The sequence below is a fragment of the Bacillota bacterium genome (assembly GCA_030705925.1).
GTDB lineage: Bacteria > Bacillota > Clostridia > Oscillospirales > Feifaniaceae > JAUZPM01.
The window spans coordinates 105217-127802 of sequence record JAUZPM010000001.1; the positions used below are offsets into that span (position 1 = coordinate 105217).

The window sequence follows — 22586 nt, forward strand, 5'->3', positions numbered from 1 at the left end:
CTTAATGCTTGAGCATTGTTTTATGAAGAATCGCCGTAGTACCCGGTTTAAGATTGATTATTTCATATTCACCCATATCCGCAGGAACAACAACAATATCAAGGTAATTCTGTACGAAACAATATTCTGGATGTGCCTTAGAGCGAACAAGCACTTTTTCACCATCAACCAGTGCAAGAACATGAAAATAGCCGTCAGTATTATCTGTCGCTTTATCAACAAGCTTTACGTTGCGAAGTGTAAAATACAGCAGGTCATGTTCACCCACTATATACTCTTCAAAGCCTTCACCTTTACGAGCAAGACGTTTTTCCTGTACAACATTGGATTTTATCCAGTCTGTATTGCGATCACGCACAAGAACTTTTTCACCGTGATACGTATGAATAGGTCTCGGATTTCCATCAAGATCTTTTCTAAGATAATCATACATCTTATATGTATATGATCCCACCGTAAGGCTTCCGATCTCAAGTATCAGCTGGTTTCGCCCTGACGCATGAATCGTCCCGGCCGGAATCATGACCTGAACGCCCGGCTTAGACTCAACAGCATTTACATATTTTTCATAATCGACGGGAGTTCCTTCCTTTTCAGACCTTTTAGTATCAGCTATAAACTGTTCAACGTCAACTCCGTTATTAAAGCCGAGGAAAGTTCTTGCTCCCTGACCTGCTTCAACTATATAGTAGCTTTCATCCTGACGTCCAAGCTCGCCATTGTTTTCAACAACATATTTTTCGCCTGGATGGCACTGAATAGACATGTTTCCGTTTGAATGCATGGTATCATCATAATTAAACCTAACCGGGAAGTAATTGCCGAATTTTGAAACGCTCTCTTTTCCCATCAGTTTTTCACTCTCGCATTGTACGAGCGCATAGAATGGGAATTCCAATAACATTCCTTCAACGTCGTAAACGATGCTGACCTCCATTGGTATCATGTCAAATACCCATGCGCAGTTTTTCATCTCTTTAGGCAGGTTTCTGAGCTTGTGAACTGAATATCCGCCCCAAACCCCCTCAAGATAAACAGGTCTGCATCTGAACGGATATTTTAGCCCCTTTTCAAATACCTGCTTCAGTGTAGCATATGGTAATAATTTCATATTAAGTGGGTCAACGCCTATTACATAATCATCTATCTCACCGTTTTTAAGCAGCTGAAGTCTTAAATCAAGTGCAAGTTCAAAGTCAACGTAATAACAGCGTCTTGCCATAGCCTTGAATTCAAGCGCATTTTTAAGCCCAATATTTAGGTAATTGCCTCGTTTTACGTTTAATATAGCGTGAAGCGGCGTTATATCAACGTAAATTTTACGGTCGTAAAGAACCCTCAGTTTTTCGCAGAGCGCGCCGCTTCCGCTAATGATCAAAACACCTTTGCCTGTTTTTTTGAAATTAATTATCTTATCTATGCATTCTTTCAGCTTAATTTCATCAAACAACTTTTCGTAACCACCTATAAAACGGTGGCCATAAAGTAAAACAGGATCTTTTTCTCTGTCTGTAGGCAGATTGTTTTTTTCAAGATATGCACTCAGCACATCTTCATCCTGAAATAAGTCTGAAGTTTGAATAATATTGAACGGTATTTTCTTTAATGAAAGCTGCTGGCCGGTCAGAGTTGTAAGAACATCTACCGGCGCAGTCGCATACCCGTCAAAACCCATGACACAATTTCTAGCGCTGTTTATCTTCTCTAGCGCAGCATTTGCTAAATTCTCAGCGGTTGCTGCACTCCCATTAACAATACTTTTTACATCGATACCACTGCTGTCTATCTTATTGACCGCATTTGGATCATCGTATGGATAGGGGTTAAACATAAAACTCATAATTGCACCTCTCCTTGACTGCCGCAATAATAAAACAGTCAAACTTTCTTATTATATTTGATAAAAATCAAAATCCATTAATTCGGCGAACGCCTTAAGCTCTTCCATATAATTGCCGTCGACTATCCCGTAATGCTGAGTAACGCCTATATTTATCAGGCGATCAAACAGTTCCTGCGGTTCAAGCGTCTTGTGTCTGAACTCTGCATGTGAGTAGCTCGCAAGATAATGGTCAGTCGGCAATGCCTCAACTAAAGTACAGACAAGCTTCATACGCCCGTTATTTTCCGACATGTGCACCATCGTCTTTTCGCCTGCGGGAAAGACATACCACGCAAACGGTGCTCCTGCATATTTATAATTTGTTTTTGCAAAGCGGGTATCCCGAGCTATTATGGTATTTTCCGGGCATCCCGTGTAATCATTAGGACCCGCATGGCCAGCCGCAAAAGTATTCCTTTGTTTGATTATGTAAAACGGCTCTATAAAGTTTGCACGTTTTCCAGAAAGCAGAGTAAGTATATATACCGCCAGCCCTGCGCCTATATCGCCTTCAGGCACAACAGTAAGCTTTGACTGCTTGTTTGTAGGTAGAAAACCAGGACGTAAACCGACCTTTTGGAAGAGAACAGGATCGATATCATTTAAAACAGTTAAATCTACATCATATTTAGCCGAGAGATTCTCAAGCGCCATTGAAGCCCTAACAGAGGCCTCAAATTTGATCATATCCACATCTTTATAAAATTTAAACTGCTCTTTAATTTTACCTGCGGTCACCTTCAAATCCTCATTAGAAACTGCATCTATCTCGTCAACAAGCTGTGCCACTGATAAAAAGCGGATCTCTGGTCCAATTTTATAAAATATATTGTAAGGATCGACATAGGTCGACCACATCACTTCGTTATAGGACGAAAGTAGCGCCATCGTCGAACTGCGAAGCATCGAACGTACTCTGGCAGCACTGGAAAACTTTTTGACTTTATCTACAACTTGATTCATATCCCCTATAAACGTCTCACGCATGGGGCGATCAAAGCGTTTAAAATCCCCTGACCCCTCCTGCACGCCGACAAGACTGCCTGCCGAAAGAAAATCCACGAACTGGTCTTCATCGTTTGTATCTGTTATATCAACGCTCTCACGGATAAAGCTTGCAAACAGAATCGGAACCGGAGGCATGTCTCTTAAAAATCTAATCCATGCAAAATCTTCTGACCATGACAGATATGCCGCCACAACGCAGTCCACTTTTTCACTGAAGAAGGTTTCGATAGCTTTCTTGACATCATCTCGCTCATAGACTATCCCTGGGAATACGATTTCTCCCGCAACACTCAGATTTTTTACTATGGCGTCGACTTCAATCTGCTTTCTTTCCCCATATGTGCCATTTTCAGTACCTTCTCCGAGTGTTTTAAAACGTGGAGAACCAATAAGCAAAAGCCCGATTTTAGCGGCCCTTTCAATGTTCATTTCCATCTCTCCAAACTAAAATTATTATAATGCTGTAAAATCCCCGTTATATAAAATCACAAAAGCTCCGGTATCGATCTTTGGAAGCGAAATCCCAAAACCCTTTTCATCTTTTTCAATTACAAGATCTTTTTGCTCGTATGGAGTGATCCATCTCGCCTTGCTTACGCCTCCACCGATTCCGTCCGAAATATTAAGTTTACCGTCTGAAACAGCTCTCTCAAATCCGTCATGGTTTGTAAGTGATATCAAATAATGCCTGCCGAATTTATTTGAGCCTTCAATCAAACCCGTGCTCACTGAATTATCGGGGCATCTTACCGCCGCAGCCGGAATATAATCGAGCACACTAATTAGCTCTGCCATTGAATAAGAACAACCCTGCGGAATTTTTTCGCTATTACAATTTTCGTGGATGATATAGCCGTCACCTTTTATTGTATAATTAAAAACTGTATGTTTTTCGGCGAATGCCGCGATTTCTTCTGTTTCTGTTTCCGATAGCCCCTTAACAGAAGGCACAAAAAGCATTTCTATCCCAAGCGGATTGTCTGAGAGATCACAGCTTCTTACTATATCCGGTGTGATACCGCAATCTTTAAGTGCGGTATAGATACGCCGCAGAAATTCGATATTGCGATCTTTTCCGTGATATACAGACCTCACATCACCGTTGTCAATCGCGTCATAATAGGCGTTAGCATGTTTCGAATACAATATCCCTATTCGGCTTCTTACTTTTTTGCTTTCCGCTATATATGGAGACAGGCTGTCGATTAATTTTGTCATTCTGACAGCACCATCATACTTTTCAGTTTTATCTCCGTTATTGAAAACCATCCCAAACCCATTTGGTTCCGGTGCGTCGTCAAACGGAAAGTCCGCCCTCCACTGGTAATACATTATTCCTTTAAACGCAGAACCTATTGCGTTGTATGTTTCACGTTCCCACTCAGAAAGAGTGCATGCTGTACGGGCGTTATATTCAATAAGCCAGGCATTTTTGCCGTATGTGCTTGCTGCACACTCTGCCCCATCAAGCACTAAAGAAGCAAGGTAGTAATCCGGGCCGTATGATTTGACATAATGCGTAATGCCCACAATATCCATCCGCTCTGCGATATCGAAATAATCCTGACCTCTAAGTGCATTTCCTGATGTAAACGGACTTGCCATATGACATGTAAGCGTTTCGGCTTTTTGGTAACCCTTTTTTGCAATATCACTTAAGTTATTCAGAAAGCCACTCATGCGTTCCGTATTGAAAAGGCGGAAGTTCACCCACTCCTGTGGATCTTCATCGTAATATGGTCTTCTTCTCGGAGGCTCGTAATCTTTCGCCTCTTCTTCAGACTTTAACCCCTTTTCAATCAGCCATTTGCGGTAAGACTCTATTGTTTTCGGATTGTAATCATAAAATTCCTTAGTCGGGTAAGCTGCCTCATTATAAATCTGAAAACTGACCATATCGTCGAACTTTCCAAAATGCTCCGCTGAAACGAGAGTTGCCCTTTCATTATCCTCAAGGATACCGGGATGATTTAAACAGTTTCTAACAAACCATGACCAATAAAATGGCATCTCTTCACCGCTTTGATTTTGCATCGTTGCATTCTCATAGCCATGCAGGTTAATACTATAGCCCTGAAGACGCACCATAGTTGCAAGATCGTCTCTGCTTGCCTCTTTAAGCATCTCATCAATAAATGGAAAGCTTACTGAAACCTCATTGTTATCATCAAGCTCAATTTTTCCAAGTGCAGCCATCCTTACAATATTAAAGCCAGCGTCTTTCATATCTTTAAGATCTTTTACCATTTCACCCATTCTGTCGCCGGTCTCAAGAACAGGCACCTTTTGAGGATGGTAAGATGGGTAGTAGGACTGCCCTAATGCGATATGTGCAACTCCATCCTTATATAAAATCCCGTTTTTTAATGTATACACCTTAGATACTCCTTTATCTTGCGCGGCGGATTAATCCGCCAGTTTTTGCGGGTTCAATTTTTCCTGTTACATAGCCATAAAGGTGCCTATTAGTTTTCATAAAGTAGGCTGTAAGCTCATCATATGGCCGGTTGCAAATATCAATTACCCCATGCTGCATACATTCACCGTCAAATCTGCCAAGTAGGGGCTGATCGTTCATTTCGAAGTAGTGAATTCCGACGCAGTTTTTATGTGCCATTGCATTCTGCATAAAATATGCGCATGCACGTCCACGTTCCTCCTGAGTCGGGGATGAAAGCAGACCGTGTGCAAACAGCCCTTTATCTCCACCCCCAATATGCCATTCCCCAATAATCATCGGCATATCACAGACCATTGAACACTCGTCCAGCGGTTCAGTCGGTGACGGATTATATCGATTAAATGAAAATACATCGTATTCTTCACAGCCGCCCATCTCTTTACTGCTTCCCGACGAATACCGCATACCTAGATTCATATGGTTGGGCGCCGCTTTTCTAAGTTCATCGCCAGTGATAGATGCATATTTTTTAAGGAGTATAATATGAAGCGAGTTCAAATCAGCCTCAGCACCGCTGCTTAACATATTTAAGCGTTCAACAGGAGTGTACAGATCTTCAAAACATGTGAAATTAGAATTCCATGAAATATTGAGTGAAGCAATAGAATCATATTTTTTATGAAGCAGTTCAATCAATGCCGTTTTGCTGTCAAGCCTTTCAGGACTTGCAAAAGTGCGTTCAGCCAGATTGACTTTTTGAAATTTCCACTCTGGTTCATTTGTTACAAAGTAACCTATAAAATATGGATTACCTGCAAGTGGAATAAGCTGCTCTGCAAATATCCTAGACTTTTCTGCATATTCATCCGAAAAAACGTCTGGAAAATCTCTGAATACCCTTTTTTCTGTAAGCGGGAAGTTTTTAAGCGTCCAGACAAAAGGTATCTTAACAGCATTGAGAAAATCCAAAACACGCTCATCTATATAATTATCGACGCCGACACCGATCGTATTGAAACCCCAGCGTTTTAACCTTGAACCGTTAATTTTTACCCAGGCATCCCACCAACCGTCTTTTCCAAATGCACGTATCATATTTGCCCGTGCAAAATTGAACATATAGCGCTCCCTGCCAGCATCAATTCCGTTTCTTTTTGCAAACTCGGGTATTTTATCAGCAGTCGTCCAAGCGTCACTAAATTCAGGATCATCCTTCTTGGGAAGCCATGAAAAGAGGTTCTCCATCTTATCCACAAAACCATGAACTCCCATTCGGCTGCCATAGCACATGCCGTTGCTGAAAAATGCGTAACCATCTGGATCGACTAACCACCAGCGTTTCCCGTCAAAATGAGTGTGGAAATAACCGGTTTTATCAAATCTAATATCTTTGAACCCGCCGAATCTGCTCCATCCTTCAGGATAGCTGTTATCTTTTTCTGCACTTGCATATTCATTTTTAAGATAAGCTATTAATTCATCTACCCCGTGCGTCTTGCCGCCCCATTCTTTTTCAGTCCATTGCCCAAGCTCATCTACAAGGGGTTTTCCTATCACCGTCATATCAGGAATGGTATCTGAGAGATATATTTCGAATATATGGATGCTTTTAAATACATGGCTGTAACCGGGGTGAATATATATTTCCATGGCGCTCATCGCTTTAATGCTTGTTGGAATACAGGATATATGACCTTTAAGCATCCCGGGAAGTGTAGGAAGAAAATATCGTTTTGATTTAAGTTCATCCAGTTTAATCGCCATTTTTACTCGTCTAGTTGGAATCATGCGGCAGTTGATGCAGTTCTTTTCATTCGGATCGGTTTTTTCCGCTTTAAAGAAAAGAAGGTCAATATTAGCCATCGCATCCATATCTGCAAGCATATCTATGATCAAATATTTATCATCATCCCATATTTCCCCGCCGAGTTTTCCGGCATCTCCTTCAAGACGTAAGCGGATATATCCATCCTTATCCGGTTTTAAAGAAAGCCCGGATGCTTTAGAGATTGTCAAACCCTGAACAATTCTAAACTTTTCCAAATCAATGTTTTGCTTCATTATCTGCTCCCAAACTATCAACCTATCATTTTTATCATGTATCTTCCTGTAAGCTCTAGGAAACTCGCAAGGCCATCATGCAATGAATCCGGTACACGGCTCGCCCCGACCTCAAAATTAAAATTTCCGCTGTATCCGATTTCTTTTAAAACAGGAAGGATATCCGCCCATTTTATGTTACTTCCGCTTGTAAACGGCGGTGCGTGATCATCATGCTTTCCCCGGTTATCATGAACATGTAACGCTTTTAATCTTTTGCCGGCAGCCTTTAGACAATCCGTCTGATTATCTCCTATAAGATTCGCATGTCCAAAGTCCCAGCATATACCTGCAATTTCACCGATAGTATCAACAAGATCGCAAACATCCTCAACATTTGAACAATATCTGTGCGTAGAATTTAGATATGCCGGTATAAACAGGTTCTCTATTGCTATTCCCACCCCAAGCGCTGCTGCCTGGTTTAAATATGGGTCTAGGAACTCCAAGGTCCTTCTTTTTGATTCCTTTATGCTCAGTACTGCATCAGGCGCATTCCCTGCGTGAAAAACCGCCCACTTGACTCCAAGTATAGCTGATGCAGTAATCGATCTTGACAGCATTTCCCCTCGGAACTCCATTTCTTCGCATCCGGGAGTAGCAAAATTATAAAACGGCAGATGTGACTGCTCGATAACAATTCCGCATTCATTTGCGGTTTGACTCACTTTTTCAATGGTGTTTTTCCAGTTATCCATGCGTAAATATGCTTCGTCATGGATGGTAGGGCAGAAATTGAAATCTACTGCATCAAATCCTGCTTTTGCAATCCTCTTGATTGCTTCCACCGGCGTATACCGATCTCTATCCGGACAAGCCCCAAAGAGCAGGGTGTTAACTGAAAGTTTCAAAATTGCCCCTATCCTTTCAGCGATCCTATCATTACTCCCTTTACGAAATAACGCTGAACAAAGGGATATAGACAAAGGATAGGAACCGTTGCAACAACAATCAATGAATACTTAAGCAGATCAGCAAGACCATGCACCGCAACTAGCGTATCCTGATTGGCAACAGAATTTGAGTCAATCTGACTTAAAAGCAAGATATCCCTTAAGAAAAGCTGCAACGGAAATAACCTTTTATTACTGAGGAAAAGGAATGCGTTGAAATATGAATTCCAATGTCCGACTGCATAGTAAAGCGTTATTACTGCTATATTTGCCTGGGAAAGCGGCAGAACTACAGAAAAGAAATATTTAAAATCAGAGCACCCGTCTATCTGTGCGGCCTCCAGCAAATCTTGAGGTATATTGCTCTGCATGAAAGTCCTTGTAATTATAAGATTGGTGACGCCTATTGCCCCGGGAATAATCATGACCCATGGTGTGTTCAGAAGATGCAGCTGTTTCATCAACATATAATTGGGAATCATACCGCCGGAAAAAAGCATCGTAAATGTAAAAAGAAATGTAAAGAATCCCTTGCCCGGCAGAGTCTTTCTAGAAAGCGGATACGCCGTCATTAAAGTCATTGCCACATTAACCGCAGTACCTACAATCGTGTAAAAGAAGGTATTACGATAACCTATAAATACATCCTTATACTTAAACACAGCCTTGTAACCAGCGAGGCTTGGGCTCACCGGGAAAAGCACCACTTTACCCGATGTAACAGCCTCTGGTGATGAAAATGATGCTGAAACTATATATACTAAAGGATAAAGTACTATAAGGAGTATAAAAATTAGAAGAGTATAAATAACTGTGTAATATATCCTATCTTCAATTGGTGACTTTACTTTTTTACTTCCCTTACTGCTAATGGAAAGATTATTTTTATTTATAAATGTCTTTTCTTCTGTTTTTGTCATAATATCGCCTCCCTTACCACAAGCTGGTCTCACTTACGCGTTTTGAGATTGAGTTCACAATGATAATGAGTATAAGGTTGATAATAGAATTGAATAAACCTATTGCAGTAGAGTATGAAAAATCCATTGACCCGCTCGAAGATAACCCAACCTTATAAACATATGTCGAAATCAGCTCACTTGTGGAAAGGTTCAGATCGTTTTGCATCAAAAATACTTTTTCAAAGCCTACGCTCATGATATGACCGCATCTCATAATAAGCATAATTATCGCAGTAGGCATGATTGCAGGAAGATCCACATGAATCATACGCTGAAATCTGCTTGCCCCGTCAATTTGAGCCGCTTCATGCAGATCCAGGCTTACCGAAGCAAGAGCAGCCGTGTAAATAATTGAATTCCAACCGAATGTCTGCCAGATACCGGACCATACGTATAAATGGGGAAAGACGCCAGGATTTGCAAGCAGATCAGGAGGGTATCTTCCATTATTTAATGCTGAGTATACTGTGCTGAGTAAGCCAACGCGCGGATTTATGATCTGAACGACTATCCCAACTAAAACAACTACTGATATAAAATGTGGCATATATGTAACAGTCTGCATCGTCTTCTTAAAACGCTCTGCACGCACACTGTTCAGTATAAGTGCAAAAATAATCGGGATCGGAAACCCTGCAATAAGACTGTAAATAGATATTTTAAGCGTATTTCCTACTACTCTTACAAATTGGTATGAGTTAAAAAACTTAATAAAATTTCGAAAACCTATAAACGGGCTTCCCCATATTCCAAGTCTGACATTATATTTCTTAAAGGCCAGCTGTAGTCCCGCCATTGGAACATAAGAGAAAATAATTATGTATATAACCGGCAAAAGCAAGAATACATACAATTGCCAATGGTTCATTATGTTTTTTAATGTTTTATTTTTTGTCATAAAACTCCATTCCGCCGCTTTGCGCCGGCACAAGATGAATTTTATAGTTGCTCTTATCACGCAAAGCATAAAATGATAAAAGCTGGTCTTTCTTCGAAGGCCGCTATACGGCGGACTGTTAAGGCACTGTCAGCAAGGTCCTGTAAAGGATAGGCTTATTCTTTACAGGCCTTACTTAGTTGCATTATTTTTTCTTATACATGCGGTCATATGCTTTCTGAACATTCTTCAACATATCGTCAGCGCCCATACCCTCAATATTTTTCAAATATGAGTCCCACTGCGTATCTATATCCTGAGCGCCGGTCGCAAAGTTAGCTACGCTTTCACGAACGTAATTTTTTAGAGACGATAGCGTTTCGGTCACAGCGTCACTTTCTTCAGGTGTATAAATAAGTTTTGGTATTACTTCTTTTGGATGTTTGTCAAAGTAGAGCTTCTGTGCTTTTGCAATAACCGGGGCTGTATCAAGCGGGTCGCCGCTCCACACTACTCCTGCTGAAATTGAATATTGGCGAATATACGGGCCCTGCTGTGCCCAATGTTTATTCTGAAGTTTACCCCACGGCAGCACTTCTACTAAAGATGGCTTATATCCTAAATCTGCATACAAGCTTATGTCTCCTGGTTTTGGCTCAGTGTAATCTACTCCCTTTTCACCCCAGCGGGTATGGATAGACATTTCTTCACTTACAAGAAGATCGCCAAGCATAAATGCTGCTTCAGGATTTTTGCAGTTTTTTGATATAATCATTGCAATGCTCGCAACACTGGGAGTGTAACTTGCATACTGTGTTCCGTTTTTACCAATAAGAGGAGCGACACCAGAATACTGCGTGCGGCGTTTATCGTTTGCAGGAATAGAGCTAGGACCATTTTGCACAAATGAACCGACAACCGTTGGCTGCTGGCCTAACATAGATACGTAACCTTTGTTATCCTGTGTAAAGGAAAGTGGTGAAAGAAGATCTTCACTTACCAGCTTTTTAATAAATTTAAGTCCTTCTTTCCATTCATCGGTTGTATAGGCAAGACCTATTTTCCCATTATCGACGGTAAAATAGTTTGAATCTCCCGCATAAACGAATGGGTTCATCAAATATTCGATCCAATATGTATTGCTTGTGTTTCCAACCATCGGAATTTCATCCTGCTGGCCGTTTCCGTTAGGATCCTTTGTTTTAAATGCTTTCAACACATTATAAAGCTCATCCGGGGTAGTGGGCGATTTAAGAGACAGCTTATCTAACCAATCCTGGAACATATACATCTTTGCAGGGTATTCATTGCTTATAGATTGATTATATCTTGCAATTCCGTAAATTTGACCGTCCGGAGATGTGATCATTGGTTTAAAATCAACACCAGTTCTCTTTTCTGCTTCTTTTAAATAGTAAGCATCCTTATAGTAATTAGTCAGCGGGATGATTGCTCCGGACATTGCATAATTATAAACCTGAGAATCTTCAAACGCGCCCATAAGCACGTCTGCAAGATCATCACCCCCAGACGCGACCATAAGGTTAAGTTTTGTATGGTATTCTGCCTGCGGAAGTGTGGTAAAATTAAGTTTAAAGTTTCCTTCCTTTTCAAGAAGCTTAGTTTGTGTATTCGTTGCGAAATCTTCCACCTGGGGAGCTTTCGGAAGACAAACTGATAATTCTACAGTTTCTTTGCAAATTGGGAACGTACCCGGACTATTAAATTTACCAGTATCCCATAAGCCGCCTTTAGAATTATTTTTGCCGGTGGTTGTTGAACTCGCACACCCGGCAGAAAGTAAAAGTGAAGCAGCCGTTAGAAATAATACAAGTCTCCTTAAACCTTTCATATAGATCTTCCTTTCCCAAATTTCCTCTGGTTATATCTAAACACTTAATCAATATATTTTCAATGTGAATAATAAGCGCAATAGTGAATAAACGTCAAAACCGTATAAAATTCGGATATTGAATTTTCAAAAGCATACTGAAAATTCGTTAGAATTTCATTTGTGATAGCATTTTTGCATTAATTATTGTATAATATAGACAAACAATTGCCGTACAAATTTCAGTCAGGGGTTTATGATGAAGAATAAAGCTTTAATCCGGTTTTTCGAAACATACCTCATTTTTTTCTTGTGTGTAATTCTAATGATCGTTCCTACATACTTTAAATATTATGGCATTATACTGAAACAGGAGCATACGATCTCCGCTAATATGGTTCAAAATGGAGTTGACACATTTGGAAAGCAGATTCTTTCACTCATCGACCTATCCCAAACAACTTACTCTGACACACGCTACCGACACTTGTTTGTTGACAATACAGCCATCCCGGTTTCTGATTATGTAAATCTAAATCATGTTCAGACGAACTTTTCCAATCTGATCGGTACACAATCTCTCGTCTCGGATGCGGGAATAATTTTTAGAACCGGAACGATACTTACACGTTATAGAAGTTTTTTCAATTCAAGATCTTATGAAGAGCATTTTGTATATAACAATAAAAATTTTACGGAATGTAATACTCTGCTAAAATCAAATTCGACTGGCTCCTTTCTACCTGAAGCGACAGTAACCTCAAGCGACTATGACAGTTATCCATGTCTTACTTATGTCTGCGGCTGGCCGCCTAATTTAACTAAAAGCTTACCCGGCATTTTTTATGTTACGATCAAAAAGCAGGCACTTTTAGAAACTCTCGTGCCTTCTGAAATCTTAGAAGACGGTTATGTGCGTATTTATGACCTTGAGGGCAATTTGCTTATAAATCACCAATATACAACAAAAAAAGGCTTTCATGCTATTTCTTATGAAAGTCTTTCTACGGGTTTGAAAGTGGAGGTAGGAATCCCTAATTCCTTGATTTCAAAAAGGCTCTCTCCAATACGTGCAATGATTTTTCTTTATCTAGTAATTATGATTATCGTCGGAGTAATGCTGGCTTCATTTTTCGCTTATCGCAGTACAAACCCAATTAGGCAATTAGTTGGTATTGCTAATCGAACACACATTGAACAACATTCTTTGCCAGATCAAAATGAATATGATTTTATTGCAGATGCGATAACAGGGCTCGATCAAACAATAGATACATACGCGCAGACCATTGAGGCGCAAAAAAGCATAATTCGTATACATATATTTGAAAAAGCATTAGTTAACGGCCTTTACAATAAAGATGCTTATAATGAATTTGTAAAGTTCTTCCCGAGTTTCCCGGAAAGCTTTTGTCTTGCTTTTTTGAGTTTTTCAAAGCCTGATAATAATTATGATAATGCTGTTTCTCTCCAAGTGTCTTTGCTTGATGACATCTCAGCCAACCTGACAAATGATGTGTATATGCAAAGCTATGGTGACAGCGCAATAATGATGACTCTACCTATTACGCCTCCACTAAACGTTGATTTAGAATCATGGTTTCAACCCTTAGAAACATTGCATAGGCTATTGACCGAAAAATACGATATGGATTTTCATATCGTAATCAGCGAATGCTTTTCTGATTGCAGACATATATCTGATGCCTATTCTCAAATAAGAAATATGTCGCTGCTTTCTGATTATTCCAATTCAATATCTATATGTAACGCAAAGGATTTTCCGCAAAAAATAGCGAATACAGTCCTTGATTTCAACAATATGCAGCAATTGTATGCTGCACTTCTCGTTGGAGATCGTGATTCTGTTAAATCCATTCTTGATTCAAGTTGTAAAAAGCTTCAATCAAGCGGTTATATTGACGAAGTAATGGTCAAGCAGGTTTATTACAATATTAGAAATATACTTCTTCGCATTAAACTTGAAAATTATGATTCAATAGCGTCTGTTTACATTCCGGGTTACAATGATCCAATGAATATAAAGCAGCTCTTCAATGAGCTATCTGAATGCTGCGAAAACATTTGCAGCCGTATGCTGGAATTTCGTGAGAACAGCAAAACTCGTTTTTCTAATTCTGTCTGCGAATTTATTAATGAACATATATCAAATGAAAATCTCTATACCAAAATGGTTGCATCGCATTTTGGTATCTCTGAAACTACTCTTCAAAAAATAGTCCGGGCGGTTACAGGGAAATCATTTTTTGAATATGTTGAAGATTTAAGGCTTGAAAAAGCATATGCGCTGTTAAAGGACTCCAATTTAACTGTCAATAACATCTCCTCAGAGTGCGGGTTCTCATCGCCAAATTCATTTTACAAAGCTTTTAAGCGAAGATATAAACAATCACCCAGTACATTTAGAAGCTGAATATCTTACAGCCTGCCCGCTTTTTGTTGAAAAATAAGTAGTAATGTTTTATTATAGTAATAAATAAGTAATATTTCACCTCGGGAATATCACAGTGTTTCTGAGGTAATCCTGTTATATAAATATAAAGATTTTCCTGAAGGTTGCTAAACAAAAATGAAAAAAGAAATAACTATATTCACAGCTCTATTAACATGTTTTGTAGTTATGATACATTTGCTATCAGAACCCTTAATGCAAACGCCACAGTGTACAACGTATAATGTTTTGATTTTTATATTATATAAGTCGATTTCCTTTGTTGTCCCGGCGTTTTTGTTTTTAAGCTCAATGAAATATTTCCTTAAGAAGAGATCATATAAACATTTTCACTATGGCTCTTTTTTAAAAAATCGTTTTTCGAAATTGTATATTCATTATTTTATATTCGTTACTATATATTATTTTTATTTTTGCTATCGAAATTTTATTAGGATGACACCAATTATATATATTAAAGGGCTGCTGCTTGGTAATCTCTGCTCGCATTTTTATTTTATGATTTTAATATTTCAGTTTTATCTGCTGCTCCCATTATTCTTATATTACGTTGAAAAGCTCTCTGTTCTAAACGGGGTAATGCTTGCCTTAATAGTAACCATATTTACTAAACTAGTTTTAGCATCTGTAGCTACTAATAATGTCATATTATATGAAACAGTAAAATATAACGACAGAATTTTGCCTGCATATCTTCTATTTTTAATTCTAGGTGCTTACTGCGGAAAACATTATGAATCGTTTTTAAAACTCCTAAAGGATAATAAAAATTTATTATTCTTAATTTACATCCTTCTATCAGCTATTCACCTTTATAATTCATACCTCAATTTTTCAAACATTAAACTTTATTATTTAGGCGATACGATGCATATATTTTATTGTGTTATTTCAATTTTTGTTTTTTATTATATATCATGTGCCCTAACGCATATAAAATCAGTTAAATTCGAAAATGTTTATAAATTTATAAGCCAGGTTTCATTCTTTATTTACTTAAGCCATCCACTCTTTCTTTATATTTCTCAGAATGAATTATTTAATTTAAGTATAAGCAGAAGCTCCTATAGACTCATTTTTAATTTAGTTTTTGTTTGCACATTATCTCTTGCTTTTTCTAAATTTTATTTTGATATTGCAAAAAAACTAAGTAAGCATAATGACAAAATAATCCCTGTGCTGAGTTAAAAAACGGCAATCTTAAAAGGTGCGTTTCTTTTTAGAAACGCACCTTTTATAATTTTATTAACGTTCGCGCTATTGCTTTCTTCCAACCCTGATAGAGATCATCTCTTTTTTTAACTGACATATTGGGCTTAAATATCACATCATTTGTCCTTAGCCCTTTTAATTCATCCTTGTTCTTCCATAGTCCTATGGCAAGTCCAGCCATATATGCAGCGCCTAAAGCGCATATTTCCTCCACTTGATTAACAACAACATTTACCTGCAGCATATCAGATTGAAACTGCATAATAAAACTGTTTCTAGTCGGTCCCCCATCGACCCTTATTTCTTTTAACGTGACATTAGCTTCTCCTGTCATAATGTCCAAAATATCTTTTACCTGGTATCCCATTGATTCAAGTACAGCTCTCACTATATGAGCTTTTTTGGTCCCTCTTGTCATTCCTGTTATCAGCGCTGTTGAATCACTGTCCCAATATGGTGTTCCTAATCCAACAAAAGCAGGAACCATGTAAACCCCTTCGTTGTCATTAATACTTGATGCAATCTCTTCAGTAGATTTAGAATCTTCGATGAGCTGTAAATCATCAACCAGCCATTTTATTGTAGCACCGGAACAATTGATATTTCCTTCTGCAACATATTCCACAGAATTACCAATTACCCATCCAATGGAAGTTACCAATCCTTTTTTAGATTCATACGGTGATTTTCCGATATTCATCATTATTGAAGAACCCGTGCCGTAAGTTACCTTTGCCATGCCTCGTTCGAAACAATTCTGTCCAAAAAGAGCAGCATGAGAATCTCCAAGGACTCCCGCTATCGGAATGCTTTTATTTGATAAACTAGATACTGCAATTTCTCCGAAGATGTGATTTGAAGAATATATTTCCGGCAGGCAAGCCCTGGGAATAGTAAAAATCTTAAGCAATTCCTCATCCCATGTCAATTCTGAGATATTCAAAAGCTGTGTTCTGCTTGCATTTGAATATTCAGTTGCATGAACTTGTCCACCAGTAAATTTGTAAATCAGCCAGCTATCGATTGTTCCGAATAATAGGCTGCCATTCTCCGCTTTTTCCCTTGCTCCCGGAACAGAATCTAAGATCCATTTCATCTTTGCCGCAGAGTAGTAAGGCGAAAGAACGAGTCCTGTTTTTTTCATTATTGTATCGCCAAAATCCTGTTCTAAGATTTCATTGCAAATTTCAGTTGCGCGGTTATCTTGCCATACAATTGAATTTGAAACAGGCAATCCGGTACTTTTATCCCATGCGACAACAGTTTCTCTTTGATTCGATATTGAAGCAGCTGAAATATCGGCTTCATTAATGTGACTTTCTTTTATTACAGAGTCTATCGCAGCAACGGTATTATTAAAGATTTCCATAGCGTCGTGTTCAACCCATCCGGGATGCGGGTAAAACTGTTTATGAGGCACACTTACGCGGTGAACATATCTTCCCCTATTATCGAATAGTAAAACTTTTGTTCCCGACGTACCCTGATCAATGCTTAAAATGAATTTGCTCATTTCTATACCCTCTTGGTCTACACATTTAAAAGCCTTTTTGCTTGAGATACTATTCCGTCACTATTAAGCCCGTAATATTCGAATAATTCTTTAGAATTGCCTGATACGAGTGACTCGTCCGGGAATCCCAAAATCTTCATTGGCACATGTTTGTTCTGAATCAGGACGTGGGCGACTGCTTCACCAAGTCCTCCATTTAGGCTGTGTTCTTCTGCAGTTAAAATCGCTCCGCATTCTTCAGCAGCCTGTAATATCACGCTTTCATCTAAAGGTTTAATCGTATGCATATCAATAACGCGAGCATTTTTATTATCTTTACTTAAAATTTCAGCCGCTCTTACAGCTTCGATAACCGTTTCGCCGGTGGCTATTATCGCTATATCTTTTCCATCTTTCAAAACATTTGCTTTTCCAATAACGAATGGGCAATAACCATCAGAATATACACTTTCAACTGGTCCCCTGCCCATTCTGACATATACGGGTCCATCAAAATCAACTAAAGCCTTTGTCATTTCCCTTGTTTGAAATTTGTCAGAAGGGAGAATAATTGTTATGCCGGGTATCGCCCTCATAACTGCGATGTCCTGAAGCGAATGATGAGACATTCCAAGAGCTCCGTAACTTATACCACCACTTATGCCTATAACTTTAACATTCGTATGGCTGTAGGCAACATCGACCTTAATCTGATCAAGGCTTCTTGTTGATAAAAAGCTTGCGGGAGCGCATACATAAGGCTTTTTGCCACAGGTTGCAAGGCCTGCTGATATGCCGACGGCATCCTGTTCAGCAATGCCGCATTCCACAAACTGGCGGGGCAGCTGATCTGCAAAATCTCCGAGCGTTACAGATCCACGCGAATCAGTTGCAACTGCAATTATATTTCTATCCTTTTTTGCAAGTTCAAGAAGTGTATCAGTAAAGCTTTTTCTGTTGGGTACCTTTTCCATTACATCAACTCCTTCAACTGGCAGTCCAGCTCTTCTAAAGCCACTTTGAGTTGCTCTTCAGTCGGAACGCCATGATGCCATTTAGCAACGTTTTCCATAAAGGAAACGCCTTTGCCCTTAATAGTGTTAGCTATTATAAGATGAGGCTTTCCGTTTTTAGTACATACAGAATCATAAGCTTTAATTATTTCATCCATATTATTGCCGTTAATCTGCTGCACATCCCAGCCGAATGCGGTCCATTTTGCAGAAAAATCCTCAAGCTTCATAACATCTTCGGTATTTCCGCTTATCTGAAGATGGTTCCTATCAACAATTCCCACAATGTTGTCTAACTTATAATTTGACGCAGCCATAGCAGCTTCCCAAATAGAACCTTCAGCCTGCTCACCATCACCCATTAAAACGTACACTTTGTTATCCTTATTATCCATTTTAAAAGCAATAGCCATACCGACGCCTACAGGCAATCCGTGCCCAAGTGAACCGGTATTCATTTCTACACCTGGCACCTTTGTGCTGGGGTGTCCGATCAATCTTGATTTGAATTTGCTGAATGTCTTCAGTTCCTCTTTAGGAAAATATCCGCAGTCTGCCAAAATCGTATAATAACCTTCTACACTATGACCCTTACTAAGCAAAAAACGGTCTCTTTCATCCCACAAAGGGTTTTTAGGGTCATGCTTCATTTTATAGTAGAACAAACCTACCAGAAGATCGGTCGAGGAAAGCGCCCCTCCTGTGTGACCAGTTCCACCAATATAAATCGTCTGAAGCAATTCTTTGCGTACCGCTATTGCTTTAGCTTGAAGTTCTTTAATGTTAGGCATTATTTTTTTCTCCATAAAATTAATTATTACGTACTTAACTATCAAATACTTTATGAAGCATATCCATCGATTGCTTCATGCCACTGTAAACAGCTTCATCAGAATCTTCGAATATTGTCACAACTTCAAGATATTGAACAATATGCTCCATATCACAATTTTTCGTAACTTCTTTTACTACCCCAGTTGAAAGAATCCCAGGTTTAGTGAAATCCCAGTGTCTATCCCATTGTCCATCCGTCTGCTGAAGATGAATGGCAGAAACATAAAGTGAACAAGATTTAAGCCACAATTCCATATCCGCCTTTTCCTTAAGCAAGGGCTTAAACAATGCATGTCCCCAATCTATTAACAACCGTACCGGTATATCGGTTTTCCCTTCTAAATCCTCCATAAGCTTTACTGACGTTTCCGGATCATGAGGAAATTCGGTTATTAAGGGAGTTGCTTCAATCTGAATTTCTTTAAGCCCTTTTTCTTTGCCATATGCCGCAAGTTTTTTAATATAATCTAGCGCCGTCTCATACAGCCTTTGCCTTGTACTGTTGTCTCTGGCGTCTTCATATGACATTCCTCCAATAGGGGTTCCCATCACTTCAACACCCATAACCCTTGTTAAGTCGATCGCTCTTTTAAAAAACTGAAAGGATATCTCCCTTTGTAATTCTGACGGAGCAAGAAGCGGAGCATAGTATACGAAGCGACACCGCCAAAAGTGGATTTGATTTCTAGCCCCTCATTTTCAAAGGCTTCCTTAAATTGTACTGCAAGTCTATTTCTAGGTTCATCCGGCCACCATGGGTCTATTAAATCCCACGTAAATTGCACTCTGCTTATATTAAAATCTTCTTTGCACATCTTGGCAAGCAGATGAGGTTTTAACCAGCGCTTAGTTGCAAAGGAAAGATTCAATCCGAGTTCCATCCTATTCTCCTAAATTAAGCAGTTATTCCCCCGTTATTAACAGCAATTATTCTAACCGGGCAAGCCTCAATCCCCTCAATAGGCAACGGAAGTATAAATACTAGGGCACGACCGTTCTCAAGCTTAGATAGATTGGTCAAAGACTCAACTATAGCTACTCCGCGTTTAAAGCAGGCCGTATGATTAGGCTGATCCTCAATATGGGGATTTTCGATAGAGGTAGCGTCTGACCCTACAACTTTTATCTTCTTATTATCCAGAAGCCACTCTAGAGCATCACATTCAAAATACGGGAAAGGCTCCCAATCTTCGGTCCTCCACTTTTTATCTAAATCTGTACGGATAAAAACTATATCTCCTTCTTTTACCTGATCAGCCTTTGCTTTAATTTCATCAAGCGTTATGCTGTCGCCAGCCTTTTTGTTTGTAAAATCAAGTACAACTGCTTCGCCTATAGTTTTACTCAGCGGAAAATGCATAGCATCGTCTCCGCCCTTCCAGTGATGAAGTGGGAATTCAATATGAGTTCCACAATGAGTCGAAAATGCTACGTCAGCCGCAACATACCACACACCTGGGCTATGCGGCTCACCTCTTTCCCCTAATGCATCAACATCAAACAGATGAACTTTCAGATCAAACGGTTCTTTTCCGGGCAACATTTCGTGGCTTAATTCAACAACTTTTTCGAAATTAATATTCATTATTTTTCCCCTTCATTTACTAGTTTACTCTGGACTGTTATACTTCTTTATTACGTATAGCTTTTATTCTATCTATTGCAATAGCAATAAGAATTACTATACCTGTAATAACCTGCTCCCAATAAGGAGAGATTGCAAGTATTACGATCGCATTAGAAACTACGCCCATAAAGATGCCGCCAACGATGGCGCCAAGAATTCCTCCGCGTCCTCCTGCGAGTGATGTGCCACCGATGCAGGCGGCGGTTACAGATGGCATAACCCAAGCAGCACCAACGCTGGGCTGAGCTGTTCCAAGCCTGCAAGTGATTAATATCCCCGCTATTGCTGCCATTACTGCTGAGATACCATATACAAGGATGGTCACTTTAGCAACCTTAACACCGGCAATACGAGCCGCGCGTTCATTGCCGCCCACCGCGTATATGTATCTGCCAAACGGTGTGTACTTTAGCATATACATTCCGATGAGTCCAAGAATAATCATAAATAAAGTCGGCAGTGGAAGGGGTCCTATCATACCTTGTCCTAGCATTGTTGCTGAAGGAGGAATTCCCATTATCGGAGAACCTCTTGTTACAACATAAATTACACCAGTAAAAATACTTCCTGTTGCCAGTGTTACAATAAAAGGAACCATGTTAACCTTAGCAACAAGCAACCCATTTATACAGCCGCTTATAAAAGCTAATATGATAATCATCAAAATACAAACAAAGGGATTGATTTTTGTATTGACCATAAGCCATGCAGAAAGAATTCCTGACATTCCGGCAACGCCTGCAACTGATAAATCGATGCCGCCAGTAAGTAATACAAGTGTCTGTCCGAATGCAACTATTGTTGTAAATGATATTGATCTACTAAGAGTAGAAAGATTATATCTAGATAAAAATGCTGGATTTGCAATGTCAAGTCCTAAACATAACACGACAAGAACTGCGAAAATCATCCCGGCCGTTGGCATATCTAATAAGTTAAATCTTCTTAGCGGCCTTACTTCGGTTTTCATGGCGAATGCCTCCCTATTTTAATGCGACTTCTAGAATATCCTGCTGCTTAAGCTGGGATGTTTTTTTGACACCTTTAACTTTCCCCTCGTGCATAATCATAACCCTGTCAGTTAGCAGCAATAATTCTTCATGTTCAGAAGAGATAATAATTACTGTTAATCCCTGTTCTGTTAATGTGCGAATAAGGCTATATATCTCAGTTTTAGCATTTACGTCAATACCTCTTGTCGGCTCATCGAGAATTAAAAGCTTTGTATTTTTTGCAAGCCATCTTGCAAGTATTACTTTTTGCTGATTACCGCCGCTAAGGTTTTTTATAGCAGTATTTGCAGATGGTGTTTTTATTCTAATCTTATCAATATAATCTCCGGTTATTTCCTTTGCTTTGCCATGTTGCAATCTAAGGTTTTTAAACAGATCTTGGTATATAGTAATAACAGTGTTTTCATACACCGATAATATTGGGAATATACCGTGGTTTCTTCTCTCCTCAGGAACATATCCGATCCCTAATTTTATAGCCTGCGGAGGTGATTTTATGTCCACCTCTTTGCCGTTATATATAAGCTTTCCAGAATCTTTTTTAGTAATCCCGAATATAGCATTAGCAAGCTCTGTCCTTCCGGAACCTACTAAACCTCCTATTCCGAAAATCTCACCTTTTTTAACTTCAAAGGAAACATCATCAAATTCATTCTTACGTGAAAATCCCTCAACGCTTAATATTGTTTCGTTGCTGACTTCACGCTCCTCCTGCCTCTGCCTTACAATTTTTTTACCCGCCATTTGTTCAATTAATTCATCAATTGTAATATCTGGCGTGTTTGAAACTCCGACAACATTTCCGTCCCTCATAACTGTAATACGATCTGTAGTTGAAAGTAATTCCTCTAAACGATGAGTTATAAAGATAATAGAATTACCTTGTTGTTTCAATTGTTTCATAAGATTTAGCAGAAATTCAGTTTCACTGGCTGTTAATGCAGCAGTAGGTTCATCAAATATCAAAA

Annotated in this window: 17 protein-coding genes; 1 reads left to right on the forward strand and 16 read right to left on the reverse strand. The window is 39.2% G+C overall.

Features of this window, described 5'->3' with window-relative positions:
* Window position 1 precedes the first annotated feature (1 nt).
* The 8 genes from Q8865_00460 to Q8865_00495 form a co-directional block, all read right to left on the reverse strand.
* On the reverse strand, window positions 2-1840 hold the full coding sequence (locus Q8865_00460; GenBank protein MDP4151899.1) for a class I mannose-6-phosphate isomerase: 1839 nt from the start codon (window positions 1838-1840) through the stop codon (window positions 2-4).
* Window positions 1841-1891: 51 nt separating this feature from the next.
* Complete coding sequence (locus tag Q8865_00465; protein ID MDP4151900.1) at window positions 1892-3319, reverse strand: hypothetical protein; 1428 nt, start codon at window positions 3317-3319, stop codon at window positions 1892-1894.
* A 24-nt stretch (window positions 3320-3343) separates the two neighbouring features.
* On the reverse strand, window positions 3344-5266 hold the full coding sequence (locus Q8865_00470; protein ID MDP4151901.1) for a beta-galactosidase: 1923 nt from the start codon (window positions 5264-5266) through the stop codon (window positions 3344-3346).
* A 13-nt stretch (window positions 5267-5279) separates the two neighbouring features.
* Window positions 5280-7352: a beta-galactosidase gene (locus Q8865_00475; protein ID MDP4151902.1), complete on the reverse strand. Its 2073-nt coding sequence runs from the start codon at window positions 7350-7352 to the stop codon at window positions 5280-5282.
* 17 nt (window positions 7353-7369) lie between these two features.
* Window positions 7370-8242 (reverse strand): sugar phosphate isomerase/epimerase family protein, encoded by an 873-nt coding sequence (locus tag Q8865_00480; protein ID MDP4151903.1) that lies wholly within the window; start codon window positions 8240-8242, stop codon window positions 7370-7372.
* A gap of 8 nt (window positions 8243-8250) precedes the next feature.
* Window positions 8251-9204 carry a carbohydrate ABC transporter permease gene (locus tag Q8865_00485; protein MDP4151904.1) on the reverse strand — a complete coding sequence of 318 codons (954 nt, stop codon included), beginning with the start codon at window positions 9202-9204 and terminating at the stop codon, window positions 8251-8253.
* 13 nt (window positions 9205-9217) lie between these two features.
* Entirely contained in the window at window positions 9218-10042 is an 825-nt protein-coding gene (locus tag Q8865_00490) for an ABC transporter permease subunit (protein ID MDP4151905.1), read from the reverse strand.
* A gap of 286 nt (window positions 10043-10328) precedes the next feature.
* Window positions 10329-11975 carry an extracellular solute-binding protein gene (locus tag Q8865_00495; GenBank protein ID MDP4151906.1) on the reverse strand — a complete coding sequence of 549 codons (1647 nt, stop codon included), beginning with the start codon at window positions 11973-11975 and terminating at the stop codon, window positions 10329-10331.
* Between the two features lie 238 nt (window positions 11976-12213).
* Here Q8865_00495 and Q8865_00500 point away from each other — a divergent pair, with 238 nt between their 5' ends.
* On the forward strand, window positions 12214-14388 hold the full coding sequence (locus Q8865_00500) for an AraC family transcriptional regulator (protein MDP4151907.1): 2175 nt from the start codon (window positions 12214-12216) through the stop codon (window positions 14386-14388).
* A 1273-nt stretch (window positions 14389-15661) separates the two neighbouring features.
* On the opposite strand, the gene glpK is transcribed toward Q8865_00500, so the two are convergent.
* The 8 genes from glpK to Q8865_00540 form a co-directional block, all read right to left on the reverse strand.
* Window positions 15662-17152, reverse strand: a complete 1491-nt coding sequence (gene glpK / locus Q8865_00505; GenBank protein MDP4151908.1) for a glycerol kinase GlpK — start codon at window positions 17150-17152, stop codon at window positions 15662-15664.
* 17 nt (window positions 17153-17169) lie between these two features.
* Window positions 17170-18105 (reverse strand): transketolase C-terminal domain-containing protein, encoded by a 936-nt coding sequence (locus Q8865_00510; GenBank protein ID MDP4151909.1) that lies wholly within the window; start codon window positions 18103-18105, stop codon window positions 17170-17172.
* Complete coding sequence (locus tag Q8865_00515) at window positions 18105-18935, reverse strand: transketolase (GenBank protein MDP4151910.1); 831 nt, start codon at window positions 18933-18935, stop codon at window positions 18105-18107. Before Q8865_00515 ends, Q8865_00510 begins: the two co-directional genes overlap by 1 nt.
* A gap of 34 nt (window positions 18936-18969) precedes the next feature.
* Window positions 18970-19587 (reverse strand): TIM barrel protein, encoded by a 618-nt coding sequence (locus Q8865_00520; GenBank protein ID MDP4151911.1) that lies wholly within the window; start codon window positions 19585-19587, stop codon window positions 18970-18972.
* Window positions 19551-19859 (reverse strand): hypothetical protein, encoded by a 309-nt coding sequence (locus Q8865_00525; protein ID MDP4151912.1) that lies wholly within the window; start codon window positions 19857-19859, stop codon window positions 19551-19553. The genes Q8865_00520 and Q8865_00525 overlap by 37 nt, the downstream gene beginning before the upstream one ends.
* A gap of 14 nt (window positions 19860-19873) precedes the next feature.
* Window positions 19874-20563, reverse strand: a complete 690-nt coding sequence (locus Q8865_00530; protein MDP4151913.1) for a cyclase family protein — start codon at window positions 20561-20563, stop codon at window positions 19874-19876.
* Window positions 20564-20600: 37 nt separating this feature from the next.
* A complete protein-coding gene (locus Q8865_00535; GenBank protein ID MDP4151914.1) occupies window positions 20601-21575 on the reverse strand; it encodes an ABC transporter permease in 975 nt (324 codons plus the stop codon).
* 13 nt (window positions 21576-21588) lie between these two features.
* Window positions 21589-22586: sugar ABC transporter ATP-binding protein (locus tag Q8865_00540; GenBank protein MDP4151915.1), on the reverse strand; the 998-nt coding region annotated here is incomplete at its 5' end.

Coding starts and splice junctions, on each gene's coding strand:
- Q8865_00460 (MDP4151899.1), bottom strand. CDS start 1,840: ATGAGTTTTATGTTTAACCCCTATCCATACGATGATCCAAATGCGGTC.
- Q8865_00465 (MDP4151900.1), bottom strand. CDS start 3,319: ATGAACATTGAAAGGGCCGCTAAAATCGGGCTTTTGCTTATTGGTTCT.
- Q8865_00475 (MDP4151902.1), bottom strand. CDS start 7,352: ATGAAGCAAAACATTGATTTGGAAAAGTTTAGAATTGTTCAGGGTTTG.
- Q8865_00485 (MDP4151904.1), bottom strand. CDS start 9,204: ATGACAAAAACAGAAGAAAAGACATTTATAAATAAAAATAATCTTTCC.
- Q8865_00490 (MDP4151905.1), bottom strand. CDS start 10,042: ATGGCGGGACTACAGCTGGCCTTTAAGAAATATAATGTCAGACTTGGA.
- Q8865_00495 (MDP4151906.1), bottom strand. CDS start 11,975: ATGAAAGGTTTAAGGAGACTTGTATTATTTCTAACGGCTGCTTCACTT.
- Q8865_00500 (MDP4151907.1), top strand. CDS start 12,214: ATGAAGAATAAAGCTTTAATCCGGTTTTTCGAAACATACCTCATTTTT.
- glpK (MDP4151908.1), bottom strand. CDS start 17,152: ATGAGCAAATTCATTTTAAGCATTGATCAGGGTACGTCGGGAACAAAA.
- Q8865_00510 (MDP4151909.1), bottom strand. CDS start 18,105: ATGGAAAAGGTACCCAACAGAAAAAGCTTTACTGATACACTTCTTGAA.
- Q8865_00515 (MDP4151910.1), bottom strand. CDS start 18,935: ATGCCTAACATTAAAGAACTTCAAGCTAAAGCAATAGCGGTACGCAAA.
- Q8865_00525 (MDP4151912.1), bottom strand. CDS start 19,859: ATGGAACTCGGATTGAATCTTTCCTTTGCAACTAAGCGCTGGTTAAAA.
- Q8865_00530 (MDP4151913.1), bottom strand. CDS start 20,563: ATGAATATTAATTTCGAAAAAGTTGTTGAATTAAGCCACGAAATGTTG.
- Q8865_00535 (MDP4151914.1), bottom strand. CDS start 21,575: ATGAAAACCGAAGTAAGGCCGCTAAGAAGATTTAACTTATTAGATATG.